The 13,890-nt window shown below is 48.8% G+C and carries 10 protein-coding genes; 5 read left to right on the forward strand and 5 right to left on the reverse strand.

Features of this window, described 5'->3' with window-relative positions; all coding sequences use genetic code 11:
* Window positions 1-6 precede the first annotated feature (6 nt).
* A complete protein-coding gene (locus tag A3SI_RS00320) occupies window positions 7-3,141 on the forward strand; it encodes an AsmA-like C-terminal region-containing protein (RefSeq protein WP_009053096.1) in 3,135 nt (1,044 codons plus the stop codon).
* Between the two features lie 24 nt (window positions 3,142-3,165).
* On the opposite strand, the gene A3SI_RS19900 is transcribed toward A3SI_RS00320, so the two are convergent.
* The 5 genes from A3SI_RS19900 to A3SI_RS00340 all read right to left on the reverse strand — a co-directional run bounded on the left by A3SI_RS19900 (window position 3,166) and on the right by A3SI_RS00340 (window position 8,185).
* Window positions 3,166-3,663 (reverse strand): hypothetical protein, encoded by a 498-nt coding sequence (locus A3SI_RS19900; protein WP_009053097.1) that lies wholly within the window; start codon window positions 3,661-3,663, stop codon window positions 3,166-3,168.
* A gap of 62 nt (window positions 3,664-3,725) precedes the next feature.
* Entirely contained in the window at window positions 3,726-4,217 is a 492-nt protein-coding gene (locus A3SI_RS19905) for an alpha/beta hydrolase (protein ID WP_009053098.1), read from the reverse strand.
* Window positions 4,218-4,219: 2 nt separating this feature from the next.
* Entirely contained in the window at window positions 4,220-4,858 is a 639-nt protein-coding gene (locus A3SI_RS00330; protein WP_009053099.1) for a Crp/Fnr family transcriptional regulator, read from the reverse strand.
* Window positions 4,859-4,937: 79 nt separating this feature from the next.
* Window positions 4,938-7,739: a TonB-dependent receptor gene (locus tag A3SI_RS00335; protein ID WP_040669683.1), complete on the reverse strand. Its 2,802-nt coding sequence runs from the start codon at window positions 7,737-7,739 to the stop codon at window positions 4,938-4,940.
* A 14-nt stretch (window positions 7,740-7,753) separates the two neighbouring features.
* Window positions 7,754-8,185 (reverse strand): carboxypeptidase-like regulatory domain-containing protein, encoded by a 432-nt coding sequence (locus tag A3SI_RS00340; protein ID WP_083836409.1) that lies wholly within the window; start codon window positions 8,183-8,185, stop codon window positions 7,754-7,756.
* A gap of 466 nt (window positions 8,186-8,651) precedes the next feature.
* On the opposite strand from A3SI_RS00340, the gene A3SI_RS00345 reads away from it, so the two are divergent.
* From A3SI_RS00345 to A3SI_RS00360, 4 genes are read left to right on the forward strand one after another with little or no spacing between them, the layout of a single operon-like run.
* On the forward strand, window positions 8,652-9,326 hold the full coding sequence (locus tag A3SI_RS00345) for a TetR/AcrR family transcriptional regulator (protein ID WP_009053100.1): 675 nt from the start codon (window positions 8,652-8,654) through the stop codon (window positions 9,324-9,326).
* Window positions 9,316-11,004, forward strand: coding sequence for a peptidase domain-containing ABC transporter (locus tag A3SI_RS00350; protein ID WP_009053101.1), 1,689 nt, complete (start codon window positions 9,316-9,318; stop codon window positions 11,002-11,004). Before A3SI_RS00345 ends, A3SI_RS00350 begins: the two co-directional genes overlap by 11 nt.
* 19 nt (window positions 11,005-11,023) lie before the next feature.
* Window positions 11,024-12,376 (forward strand): HlyD family secretion protein, encoded by a 1,353-nt coding sequence (locus A3SI_RS00355; protein WP_040669685.1) that lies wholly within the window; start codon window positions 11,024-11,026, stop codon window positions 12,374-12,376.
* A 6-nt stretch (window positions 12,377-12,382) separates the two neighbouring features.
* The gene (locus tag A3SI_RS00360) at window positions 12,383-13,819 is read left to right on the forward strand and encodes a TolC family protein (protein ID WP_009053103.1); all 1,437 of its coding nucleotides are present in this window, start codon (window positions 12,383-12,385) and stop codon (window positions 13,817-13,819) included.
* Window positions 13,820-13,890 lie beyond the last annotated feature (71 nt).

Here is a 13,890-nt window from a genome sequence, read left to right on the forward strand (position 1 = left end):
ACTCGTATGCTAAAAAAAATTCTCATTGGTCTCGGCGGTCTGCTTCTGCTCCTTGTGCTGGGCTTTGCCGGAGGCACCTGGTACCTCTATAAAAATCAAAGCACCTACACGCAGAAGCTGCTCGGCATCCTAAATGAAAGCCTGGCGGGCTCCTTAAAGGTGGAAGAGATTTACATTTCACCTTTTAAAAATTTCCCCTACATTTCCATCGATTTTCACCAAGTGAAAGTATACGAGGGAGATGCTTTTTCAGGAAACTTGGCGCTGCGGGCGCAAGACATTTATGTGGGCTTTAGCATCGTGGATATCCTGCAGGGACGCTACGATGTGAAGGCGCTCAGTGTGGAGCAGGCACTCATTAACATGGTGCAGGATGCCGAGGGCAAAATAGGTCTCCTAGAGGCCTTGGCTTTTGATGCTCCGCCCGCAGCGGAAGCCTCGGAAGCGGTAAATTTTGAGTTGAAGCAACTCAAACTCAAGCAGGTGCGGATCAATTATTTGATTCCTTCTGATGCCTTTGCGCTGCGCGCCAATTTAGAAAAGCAGAGCATTTCGCTCAAGCAGGCTGAGGACCTCCTACAGGTGAAGTTAGACGGGGACATGCTGCTCACGCTTATTTCCAAGGGAGAGCCCACCTTCTTCGCAGAAAAGGCCTTGACGCTGGGGCTATCGCTGCGTTATCAGGAAAGCCTGCAGCAGCTGGATATTATGCGCTCCCTGCTGGCCATCGATGGTGCTGAGTTTAGCTTGGAAGGGCTTATCGACCTAAAAAATGAGAACTACCTCGACATCGAATTCCGGGGGGACAAGCCTGATTTTAATACCTTGGCGGCGCTTCTGCCGAAAGAGACGGGAGATCAGCTGCGGCGCTACCGAAATGAGGGTCAGGTGTATTTTCAGGGGACAGTACAGGGCCCTACGGCCAATGGGCAGACGCCACAAATCGCTGTGGAGTTCGGCTGTGATAATGCCTATTTCTTGAATCCGACAGTGAATAAAAAAGTGGATGAGCTGCGCTTTGCAGGCTTTTTCACAAATGGTAAAGACCGTAATCTGGCCACCTCGCAGTTGACCCTGCAGAATTTCTATGCCCGACCGGCAGAAGGGATTTTCCAAGGGGATGTCTTGATCCGTAATTTTAAAGACCCTTACATCAAGGTGAAGCTGGACGCGGACCTTGACCTGGCCTTCCTCGGCGAGTTTTTCGAGGTCGAGGGGCTGCGTGGCCTCTCCGGTCAAGTGCTGCTAAGCATGGATTTTGATGAACTGATCGACCTGGAAGATGCCACAGGGGGCTTGGCCACTGTCCAAAATGCGCTACAAAGTGAGCTTCGCGTCCGCAATTTGAACTTCAGTCTTCCCGGCTTGCCCCACCCTGTGCAGCAGGCGAATGTCTATGCGAAAATGGAGGACGGTTACATCACGCTAGAGCGCGGGAGCTTCCGATTGGGTGACTCGGATCTGCAGTTTAGTGGTTATTTGACAGACTTCCCGGCGCTTCTGCATGGTCTGGAGGAGCCCGTGGAGGCCTCTCTTTCTTTTCAGTCTGCGCTCCTGCGCAAAATCGACTTCATGGAAATGGACACCACCGATGCCGAGGAGGTAAGTGACTTTAACCTGAAGCTACGCTTTCAGAGCAGCGGCAGGGAACTGGTGAGCCCCGTGTACGTGCCGCAGGGTAAATTTATGATAGACGCCTTCTCCGCAAAGTTAAAGAAATACCCCCATGCTTTTACAGATTTTCAGGTGCAGCTGGGCATCACGCCTGAGCGCCTTCGAGTGGAAAACTTCGTGGGAAAGATCGATACCTCAGATTTTGCCATTTCTGGAGAGGTCTACAACTATGAAAAATGGTTTCAGGCCAGCCCGATGGGCAAAAGTCGCTTCGACCTCACGGTGGCCTCGAAGCATCTTAGCATTAAGGACTTACTCACCTATAGGGGGGTGAATTACATGCCTGAAGCCTATGCGCAGGAAACAATCGACGACTTCAAGCTGGCCATGGACCTGGAACTGGAATATGCGGGTATCTTTCAAGGGGTGAGTGGCAACTTACGCGATTTTACCGGAAAGCTAAAGTTTCACCCGATCAAGTTTTCCAACTTTAAGGGCGCGCTGGCCTACCGAGATGATGTACTGAAGGTAAATGGTTTCGGTGGCCGTATGGGCCTTTCGGAATTCTATATGGATCTGGATTACTTCTTGGGGCCGGATAGCCTACCGAACCCCATTCAGAATCGCTTCCGACTCGTAGGAAGGGCTTTAGACCTGGACTCCTTACTTGGCTTCGAGAGTATCGAGCAGGAGGTCAACCATGAAGAGGCCTTTAATATATTTGAGCTTCCCTTCCCGGATCTGGTAGTGGCCCTCGATGTGGAGCGCCTAAAATACCATGGTTTCTGGCTTGATGATCTCCGTGCCCGCGTACGTATGCAGGAGGACCACATGCTGTTTATAGACACGCTTAGTCTCCGTACAGCGGATGGTGGCTTGGGATTGGTCGGTTATTTTAATGGCCAAAACCCGAAGGAAATCTATTTTCACAGCACCATGAAAGCGAACAAGCTGGACTTGGATAAGCTACTGATTAAGTTTGATAATTTTGGGCAAGATGCCCTGATTAATGAAAACTTACAGGGACGCCTGAGTGGTACGATCGAAAGTCGTTTCTTAGTGCATCCTGACCTGACTCCGATTATCGAAAAGAGTGAAGCCAAGATGGATTTGACGGTGTATGAGGGGTCGCTCATTGATTTTGCACCCCTGCGTGCTATGTCCAGTTTTTTCTCCGATCGCAACCTGATGCGGGTGCGCTTCGATACGCTGCAGAATGTGTTCGAACTAAAAAATGGAACGTTAGATATTCCCAGCATGACCATCGCGAGCTCTTTGGGCTTTATCGAACTGTCAGGTAGGCAGCAGCTTGATATGCAGATGGATTACTTTATTCGGGTGCCACTCGGTCTAGTGACGAGCGTAGGCTTTCGCTCCCTATTCGGTCGCAATAGGGGAGAGGTGGACCCCGATCAGGAGGATGCTATCGTCACTCGTGGGGATCGCCGCGTGCGTTTTGTCAATGTAAATTTAAGGGGAACACCCGATGATTTTCAAGTGCGTTTAGGAAGAGATAGGGGGAGGTGAAGTTCCCCCTATCTCTGAAAATTTTTAGTACATGAGGAGGGCCAGTTCCTCCTCTTCTTTTTCTACTTCCTGTGGAAAATCGGGCAAAGCTCTTTTTAAAAAGTCTAAGCTTCCCAATAGGACACCTTCCCAATCTGCGGAAGTAATCGAGGAGGCGATGACATGGTCGCCTGACTCTGGAAATGCTTGCTTGACCTTTTGCGCCTCTGGCGTGCCTAATTTTTCAAACATGTCCAGCATCGCAGGCACAGAGACCACGAAATCCTGATTTTCCTCGTCCTTATAGTAGTAAGCCAAATAAGTCGGACACTGAATTGCCTCAAAAGTGGCATCTGTCATTCCACTGCGCAGAAGCACGGCGAGTGCTTCATAGGCATCGACATGCACCCGATTCGACCAGTACTTGGCCTTATCGCCTTCGCGCTCCATCAGCCGGCTTCCACCCTCATCCATGACGATGTACTTGGCGATCATTTTATTCCAAGGCTTGAAAAGCCTATCCAGGGCCGCGCCATATTCCATCACCGCGGGGCTATACAGAAGTAAGGCTGCTAAGTCAGGGTTTTCTGCCGCCAGGACCAGGCTCAGGCTCCTCCCATAGAAGTGCCGATAACCACGACCTGATCCCCCAGCTGACGAGCGATTTTCAAAGCCTCTTTGGCGCCAGCCATCAGGTCTTCAGCGCGTAAGCCCTCCATGGCATCTCTGCGCTCCACCCCATGCTCCGGGAGGCGCGCCAAGTATAAGTTGGCCCCTAAAGCCGCGGCTAGTTCTCTATTCACTGGGCTGCCCTCCCGTTCGCTGGCGGTAAAACCATGAATGTAGAGCACGCTGTAAGGAGTTTTTTGCTTGTTTTCAGGGTCCGCCCAGATGATTTTAGCCTCATTATCGGGCTTGAGATCACGCTCTTGGGCCTCTTTTTCTTGAACATAGCGCTCCAGTTCTGTCAGCTCCGTAGGTACAGCGGGGGCTTGAATAGCAGCTAAAGAAATCGTTCGGGCCCTAGGCCCAAAGACCAAGAGCAGAGTAAGCAGGATAGCAGCGCCTATAAAGACACGCAGTAATCGTTTCGCCATAATTATCGAGTTAATGCAGTAAAGTTATTATATGGAATGACAAATTCTTTTCGGCAGTAGCGCAGCGTTCCGCTCGCCTTTAACTTGCTGAGCGTAGTGGTCAGGTTTTGGCGAGAGGTTTTCAGCATACTCGCCAGGTCTTCATGCCGAAAGTAAGCGGGCATGTGCATAAATTCTCCTTTTTTCTCCCCATAATACTTCATAAAGTCTGCCAGTAGGAACTGCAGGCGCGCTTCCAGCGCAAAATCATGGTTTCGGACTTTTTGTTGATGAATCCTCCGTAACCGGGCCTTCGTGAAGGGGTAGCAAAAGACCTGGAGGCTTTCTCTTTTCAGCGACAGCCCCTCTAAAGGGAGAAACTGCAAGGAGGAATGCCGCAGGGGCTCGAGAAAAAACTGGTCGCTACTTAGGTAGCTGTCGGCCTCCAGTAGAAACCACTCGGAGGTAAAAAGCAGGTCGGTATTAATGGTCAGGCCGCGATCATTTACGCCATAAATTTTCGCGATGCCCGTGGGTACATAAAGTAAGCCTTCTACTACCTGTGGGCTATTTAGTGGCATGCGCTCGACGGCTTGGCCAGTTTCCAGTAGGTGTGTATGCAGAATTTTAGCTGTCTCTTCCCGAGTCATGTCCTCCTTCATGCACCGAATATACGCATTTTCGAGAGGACTAAAAGAAAGGAGAGAACCTTTCGATTCTCTCCTGTTCCGGTTGGTTGGTTTAAAAGGTGTAGCGTAAGCCAAGCTGCACTTGGTAAGGAGGGTTAAAACGCGCGGTTTCTCCGAATGTAGGGTTTACATTATAGGCGAACTGCACATCGCCACGCTGTAGGGCGATCGGGTCTAAACCGAGAGACTGAAGTAAGATTTGGTTCGCTCCCGGTACGGTAGGCGCACCGCCCCACTCACTGTTTAGCAGGTTCGTGAAGTTAAATACCTCTGCGATAAACTCTAAATTGGATTTTCCGAGACCTTTAATGATGCTGCTGTCGATGATGTAGCTGAAGCGCACGTCCACATTATGCCAGAAGGGATTGTAGATTTCATTTCGAGGGGCTACCTGCTGCAGGTTATCCTGTAATAAGCCGCGCGCGATGTTATTTGGATTATCTAGCACGCGCTCCATTCCCTGTGCCACATTCAGCTCAAAAGGGGTGGCATTTGGGTTCGCCCGGATCACATTGGGATCGAATACAAAGGCACGCTTGTTCGCATTTATAAGAAGGCCTGCTCCGTCACCGACGATATCACCGAAAACGAGAGGGGACCAAGGAAGACCGGACTGTCCCACGTATCGGGCTGAAATACGCATGTTTTTAAAGGTCGGAGAGGTACCGAATAGAACGATTTTATGTCGGAAGTCCGTATTAGCACCACCACGGTTCGCTACTAAGTCCCTAGGATCATCCACGATGGCCGTAAGCACGGAGGTACGTGCGATACAGCAGTTGTAGGAATTATTATCCTCGGTTCTGTTCCAAGTATACGTACCGGTAAGGGAAGCGCCATTTTTAAACACAAAACCGGATTCGAAAATGATACCACGCTGCCAGATATCCGAGTCACCATTCAGTTCTAGGACGCGGCCCAAGTTCGGATTGATGTTCACCACATCGGGTGCGATAGGGAAGACCACCACCCCTGGGCTGGCTGGATTCGCTAAAGTCACCTGACCTGCAAAAGGATCTGCGAACATCCCACGGTTATTTTCATTGGTGATGAAGGCGGAGAACTCCTTGGCTAAGTTTAGGTCCTGGTATCTGTAGTTATGGAAGGTTCTGGCGAAATAGGCATTCGCTCCCACGTAAAACTCATCTGTCAAGAATCTTCTGTAGGAGAGGTTACCCTTCCAGGTGTAAGGGGCTTGGAAGTTATCTCCGATCAAGTTAATGTAAGGGCTTCTTCCCGTGCCATCAGCCGGAACACCAGGGACATTGGCAGGGTCAGCTAAGAAAGCCGGGAAGTCCACGGCGGGCACATTGGCACCGGTCAAGAACACGTCCGTCAGCTGCGTCCCAGATTGTAGAATATTGCTGAGCTGCGCCCAGTGGATGATATTCGCGGAGAAACCACCTAGTCCGAAACGTAGTACATTACGCTGGTCTTCATTAAAGTCATAGACAAGTGTTATGCGTGGCTGGAAATTATTCCAGTCCGTAGCCACCACATCGGTTCTTCTGCCCAGCTCTCGCTCGATAAGTGGATTACGCTCCGGAGCGGTTAAGAACACCGTAGCATCCCAGCGAAGTCCGAAGGATCCACTAAATTTACTGTTAAAGCTATAATCTGCTTGCGCAAAAGCCGATAAATCCAAAGCGGTCTGCTGCAGGTGCGGGGTGAAGAGTCCTACAGGGTTATTAGGTACCAAGCGTGAAAACTGAAATGCCTCGCCACGCTCTAAGGCATCTAAGCTTGCGAACTGGAATAAGCCACCCTGTTCGTTTGTGTTGAGTGTATTGGTAAAGGTTACCAAATTATCCGTTCCGAAAGTCCAGAAAACTTTTCCCGTTTGTAGGAAGGTGGTATTGATTAGCTGAAGCTGCTGTTCTCCTTGCTCCTCCGGAGCTATTCGGTTACCGCCAAACTGAAACTGACGGAATAAGCGGGTGCCATCTTCTTGGAAGGATTCGATGCCGACAAAGCCACGAGGTGCGATGGAGCGCGCTAAGAAATTACGCTGTGCACGCAGGTACTGCACCTTTAATTCGTTTGTTAGGCGTGGAGAGAATGTAGAACGAAGGGCCAGCTGGCTGTTGACTCCGAAAATTTCTAAATCTCCGCGGGCATCTGCGATGGCAGTGTTATCACCACCCACGACAAACTCATTTTCGCCCCAAAAGAAGTTGTTACGGAAAGTCAACTTGTGGATATTGTTAATTTGCCAGTCTAAGCGAGCGAAGACGGTGCGGTTCGTCGGTCTTCTGTTGAAAAGCCCCGTCTGCTGCCGTGTAGGATCCAGTCCGTAGCGGTCCTGAAGAATAGAAAGAAAACGATCTAGGTTTGCCTGGGTGATCTGCTCTAGACGCTCTGTGGTGGCATCCCGCACGTCGATGATCGCGAAGGGCTCGCTTCTATCCTCGAAATCCAATGCGGTAAAGAAGTGCAATTTATCTTTAATGATCGGTCCCCCCAATGAGAAACCGTACTGGTTGATGTTAAAGTCATTAATCGGGCGTCCGATATAATCCTCGCTAGCGGTAAGCGCTTGATTTCGGTTGAAGAAGAAAGCCGAACCCTCGAATTCATTGGTTCCAGATTTCGTCACCACGTTGATCGAACCTCCACCCTGACGCCCTTCGAGCACAGAGTATTCGTTCGTCGTTACCTCATATTCTCGGATTGCCTCCATAGACACCGTGTACTGGGAGATCAATCCACCATTCATCATAAAACGCTGATTTCCGCCATCTAAGGTAATTCCCGTGGAGCTTTCTCGGGTACCTCCGATAGCTAAAGAACCTCCAGGAGCGGTAGTAGGCGCTAGGTTGGCCAGATCCTGGAAGCTTCTACCGCTGGTCGGCATGTTTTTGATTTCGTTTATGCCAAGACGCGTGGCCGACCGATCGGGGATACACGGTTCGGCGCGTAGTCGCTGGCCGATATCACTACTGTCTCCATCTGATTTTCAGAACCGCTCAAGCTAAAGTCTACACGGATCTGATCTCCGAGGTTTAAGTTGTAGCCTTTTTTCTCTAGCTGGCCTTCGCCTACGAAACTGGCCGTAATGCTGTAAGGGCCACCGAGGGGAACCTGATTTAGCTGATAACGGCCTTCGATGTTCGTGACCGTTCCTGTGGTAAAACCTGTAGCCTCATTTTTTATGAGAACGTTCGCGCCGGGTAGGGTTTCTCCATCGGAACCACGGACAGTACCGAATAGAGAGGCGGATGCGGTTTGGCCGATGGCCCTGCCGGGCAAAGCCAACAGGAGTAAGCAAAGTACTCCAATGAGAGGTAAATAGTATTTCATACTTAGGTGTATGGGTTGGTTTATGCCACGAAACTACCTGCTTAGGGCTTCCCCCTTTTGTCTTGAAAAGACAAATCATAAAGCTTCACGATTAATTTACATGGGTCTCATTTTTGGAAAAATTAAGGTAACATTTCCCTTACTTTTTGTTCATTTTGATGCTTCCGCGAGGAGAAGCCTCCTGTATTTGATCTCCATTTCTCGCCTTAACTCAGGGTGTAGTTTTCATTTTTCGCTTAGATTTGAGAAAAAAATTATCCTGTAAATGGAAAAAAAATTATGCATAACTATTGAATTTTTGTATCATTGACTTTCATTAAAGTAGTATTTAGCGGTGTGCATAGGAATTATTCTTATTAATTTATAATCTCGATTTGGTTAGTAGGACTAACTTAATTTTAGTAGAAGAACCTTTTTTGCAAGTAAGCCGTTCTTCTGCACGTATGCCACCGCTGAAGAGTATCGTATGCAACACATTTTAAAACAGTTGCGTCTGGAAGTGCCGGAACAGCTCTATGGGAAAGACCCGATGAGCTCGGGCTTAGGGCGCACCCTAGTAAAAGAAGGTATCGAACTATTAAATGCCCATGGGCTAGAGCAGTTCACATTTAAAAAATTAGCCGCCCGCTGTCAGTGTACAGAGGCAGCGGTCTATCGGTATTTTGAAAATAAGTTCTACTTTTTACATTATTTGCATTCTTGGTATTGGGGCTTTCAGGAGCACTGTTTAGTTTTGCATCTGACGAATGTGGATGATTTTGCTCAGAAAATAGAGCTGATCATCGCCCATTTAGCGGAGGGTCCCCACTTCACAGATAATGATTTTGTAGATATTTGTGCCCTGCACACCCTCGTACACCAAGAATTTATGCGCAGTTTACTCCTGCAGCAGGCGGGAGAATATGCTCAGCGCGGGGCTTTCGATGCCTATTTCCGCTTAGTGCAGCGCATTCAGCTCATCTTAGAAGCACAGTCACCCCCCGTATTCAAGCTCCATACCCAGCGCCTGGCGATCACCTTAGTGGATGGAGTTCTTTTACAAGCTAATTTAAATGCTAAATTCCCATTAGAGGCGCAGGCCTCTGACATTAAAGAATATTTTAAAGCCCTAATATTCACTACGCTATCACATGAAAATTGACGTTGCACAAACGCCCTTAAATCGGTTTTTCTCCTTTCTGCGGGAGGAAAAAAAGCAGGTTTATGCCATTTATTTTTACGCTGTTTTAAATGGATTAGTAGGTCTATCACTACCGCTCGGGATACAAGCGATTCTAAACTTTATCCTCGGGGGCAGGATCAGCACCTCTTGGTATATCTTAGTTGCTGTAGTGGCGATCGGTATCGCATTTGGCGGGTTTTTACAGATTAGTCAGCTGTATCTAACGGAGAAATTACAGCAGCGCGTCTTTACAAAGGCGGGATTTAATTTTGCCTATCGGCTGCCACGCCTTAAACTGGACGCGCTCTTAGGCAAGTATCCCCCGGAGTTAGTGAACCGTTTCTTTGACGCAGTCAACCTCCAGAAAGGGCTTTCTAAGATCCTAATAGACTTTTCCACGGCCTCTATTCAGGTGGTCTTCGGTCTTTTACTTTTGGCCTTTTACCATCCATTCTTCATCATCTTTGCGGCCACGCTTATCGCGCTTGTCTTCCTGATATTCTACTATACCAGCCCACGCGGGATGTACACGGCGCTGAAAGAATCTACGGCCAAGTATCAAGTGGCGTACTGGCTAGAAGAAATCGGCCGAACGATGTCCACTTTCAAGTTGGCGGGGAATTCCCAGCTTCCTTTCCTGCGGGCAGACAAGCTGCTGACACAATATGTTAACTTCCGAAACCAACACTTTTCTGTTCTGATTTTCCAGTATAAGATTCTCGTTGGTTTTAAGGTGCTTATCGTCTCCACGCTTCTGATCGCAGGGTCTATTCTTCTCATTAATGATGAAATAAGTATCGGACAGTTCGTGGCGGCAGAAATTGTTATCGTTCTCGTGGTGAGTGCAGTAGAAAAGCTTATTCTAAGCTTAGAAACTATCTACGATACCCTGACAGCGGTAGAAAAACTGGGCCAAATCATGGACTTACCTATGGAGCGTGGTGATGGAACGGAGAAGTCCTTAACACCAGAGCGTAGTGGACTCGCATTTGATATAGAAAACCTTGGCTTCAAGAGTAAAACGGAAAATTTCGATGTGCTGAAGGGCATTTCCTTCTCTGTGCAAGCGGGAGAGAAGCTACTTCTAACAGGGCGTAGTGGTTCAGGGAAGAGTACGCTGCTCTACCTGATGTCGGGACTTTACCAAGATTATTCGGGTAAAATCTTAGTCAATAACCTTCCGATAGACTCCATGAACCTAGACAAGCTACGCAGCTATGTGGGGGATAGCCTTACGCAGCAGTCGCTTTTTCATGGTACCTTACGAGAAAATATCTTGCTCTGCCGCGATATTTCAGAGGAGAAACTTCGTGCTACACTTGATTTAGTTGGTCTGAACAAGTTTATTTATTCTCTTAAAGATGACCTGGAAACCATGGTGCAGCCTGAAGGTGTGGGCCTCAGTAAGCGGGTAATCAGCAAAATATTGATGGCACGCTGTCTGGTAGGTGAGCCCAAGGCCTTGTTCCTAGAGGATATTTTAATGAATTTCGAGAAAGAGGCTAGGGAGCGCACGACCCAACATATACTGGAAGGCAACTGGACCGTTATTATGATTACGGATCAAGAGGAAATTCTCCGTCAGGCGCCGCGCGTCATTGCGCTGGATACGGGGAAAATCGTTTATGATGGAGCTGGAGAAGGATATTCACGTTAACCGATAAATCGATTGCATTATGCTGGATATATCAGAAAATAAAATTGGTGACAAAGTCTCGATAAAGCATTACAAAAGCTACGGGATGACCATGCCCTCGAATGAGAGCAGAAAACGAGTGAAAATCATGGTGTGGTTTTTAGTAGGAACGATTTTATTCATGTTCCTGCCCTGGACCCAAAACGTGCGTTCTAAAGGTTTCGTGACAGCGCTTCGTCCAGAACAGCGACCTCAGACGGTGCATAGCATCATCGCGGGAAGAATCGAACAGTGGTACGTTTCGGAAGGGGATTTCGTCCAAAGGGGCGATACGGTGCTACTGATTTCTGAGATTAAGGATGATTTCTTCGATCCTTTGCTCCTAGAGCGTACCCGACTCCAGGTGGATGCGAAGCTTCAGTCTGCGTTTTCGTATGCGGAAAAAGTGAAGGCGCAGGAAATTCAGATGGAGGCGCTGACTGCCAATAAAGGCCTCCGAATAGAACAGGCTACGAACCGACTTCGGATGGCAGAGCTTAAAGTGAAATCAGATAGTATCCGCTTCGAACAGGCAAAGGTAAACTTTGATGTCGGCGTGGAGCAGCTAAAGCGTGCCGAATCCCTCTTTGAAGATGGACTCCGCTCCCTTACGGATCTAGAAACCCGTAAATTACGCTTCCAAGAGGTGCAGGCGGGACTTATCGCAGCGGAAAACAATTTGCTCAGCAGCCAAAATGAGTTGCTGGCTGCACAAATCGAGCTGAACGCCATCGAAAATGACTTCCGCGATCGGATCGCTAAGACCCGATCCGAAATGTTTAGCGCCATGTCTTCGCAGTTTGATGCCGAGGCCTCTGCTACGAAATTGGAAAATCAGTTCTCTAATTTTGAAATGCGTAGTGGCTTTCGCTATGTATTAGCACCTCAGGATGGCTATATCACACGAGCGATACAGGTGGGGATCGGGGAAACGATTAAAGAGGGGGCTGAAATTATTTCTATCCTTCCGGCGAATGCTCAGCTGGCCGTAGAAATGTTCGTGGAGCCGGTAGATTTTCCGCTGATGCGGATAGGGAACAAGGTGCGCTTTATCTTCGATGGCTGGCCTGCTATCGTATTTTCTGGCTGGCCGCAGTTTTCGAACGGTACGTTTGGAGGGATCATCGTGGCCATTGATAATTTTACTGGAGATAATAATAAGTATCGTGTGCTGGTCATCGAAGATCCAGAGGAAGACCCTTGGCCAGATGCCCTACGTATTGGCTCTGGAGCAGATGGCATCGCACTCTTTAACGATGTTCCGGTATGGTATGAAATCTGGCGTCAGTTAAATGGCTTCCCCGCTGACTATTATACTGCGGATGAGAAGCGCGCCAACAAGAAAAAGAGCTAAGCGCAGATGAGCCGAATTTACCTACTTATCGGGCTACTGTTTTTATATGTATCAGCAGCCCAAGCCCAGATTCCATCACGTGATTCCTCACTCGTGCTGACGCAAGAGCAGTTTTTAGAATGGGTAGAAAATTTCCATCCCATCGCCCGCCAGGGGGACCTCTTGCTCGAGTTCGGGGATCAAGAGCTCCGCATGGCGCGTGGAGGCTTTGACCCCTTGCTGTATGGCGATTATAATAATAAAGAGTTTCGCGGAACGACCTATTTCGATACGCGAGAAATCGGTATGATTATTCCTACTTGGGCGGGGATCGAGCTAAAGGGGCTCTTCGAGCAAAACTCCGGGCGCTTTCTGAATCCGGAAAGGACAGTGCCTACGGACGGGCTTTTTGCCGCAGGCATCAGTGTCAACTTAGGACAAGGACTCCTCATCGACCGCAGAAGAGCGGCCCTGAGACAGGCACAAATCTTCCAAGAATCCACGCTAGTGGAGCGCAGAAAGTTTCTAAATGACTTGTATTTGGATGCCAACTTGGCCTACTGGAACTGGTCGGAGGCGCATGAAAATCGCCTCGTCTTCGAGGAGGGCTTGCAGCTGGCAGAGATCCGATTCCAAGCGATTAAAGAGAGTTTCGTGCAGGGGGATCTGCCTGCCATCGACACGGTGGAGGCCTATACACAGGTTCTCGATCGCCTATACCGCTACCAGGATGCCATGATCGAGTACTTTAACGCCATGCAGCTGGTAAACACGTTTCTCTGGGACGATGAGCTGAATGAAATCAACCTTACAGATGCGATCCTACCCGAGTCGGTGCTTACCCTGGAAATAGATCGTGTCTCGAACGTACAGCTGCGTAACGCGCTGGCGGGGCACCCGGACATCCAGTTGATTGATTTCGATATCGCCACCTTGAATGTGGATAGGCGCTGGAAGGCCGAGCAGTTAAGGCCGATCATAAAGGTCAATTATAATTTCTTGACTGAAAATATGGGGCCTAATATGGAAATTCCTGCCTTCTTCCAGAATGACTATAAGTGGGGAATCAATATTAGTACGCCCCTCTTTCTACGCCGTGAGCGAGGGGGCTTGGGTTTGGCGAAGGCCAAAATTAATTTCGCAGACCAGCGGCGGGAATTACGCTTCGTTCAGTTAGAAGCCTCTTTAGAGCAGGCGATTTATCGATTTGGGCTGGTAGAAGACCAGTTCAGGGTCTTTTCTGCTAATATCCAAGGCTTGGAAAGGCTTCTGGATGGGGAAAAGGTGCGTTTTGAGCTGGGGGAAAGCTCCCTTTTCTTGATAAATGCCCGTGAGGTAGCTTTGTTTGATAGTAAAGTGACGCTAAATGACTTGGCGGCGAAGCGCAAGATCGCCTACGTACGCATGCTACACGCTGCAGGCTTTGGCTTCGATTTTGAAAATGCGCTGGAGCAGTTCGATTAAAGGGGGTTTTTCCCATGCTTCAGACAGTGCATAAAAACTCCAGCCCCTCATACAGGAACTGGAGTTTTTTA

It is taken from the genome of Nitritalea halalkaliphila LW7 (assembly GCF_000265075.1).
Classification (GTDB): domain Bacteria; phylum Bacteroidota; class Bacteroidia; order Cytophagales; family Cyclobacteriaceae; genus Nitritalea; species Nitritalea halalkaliphila.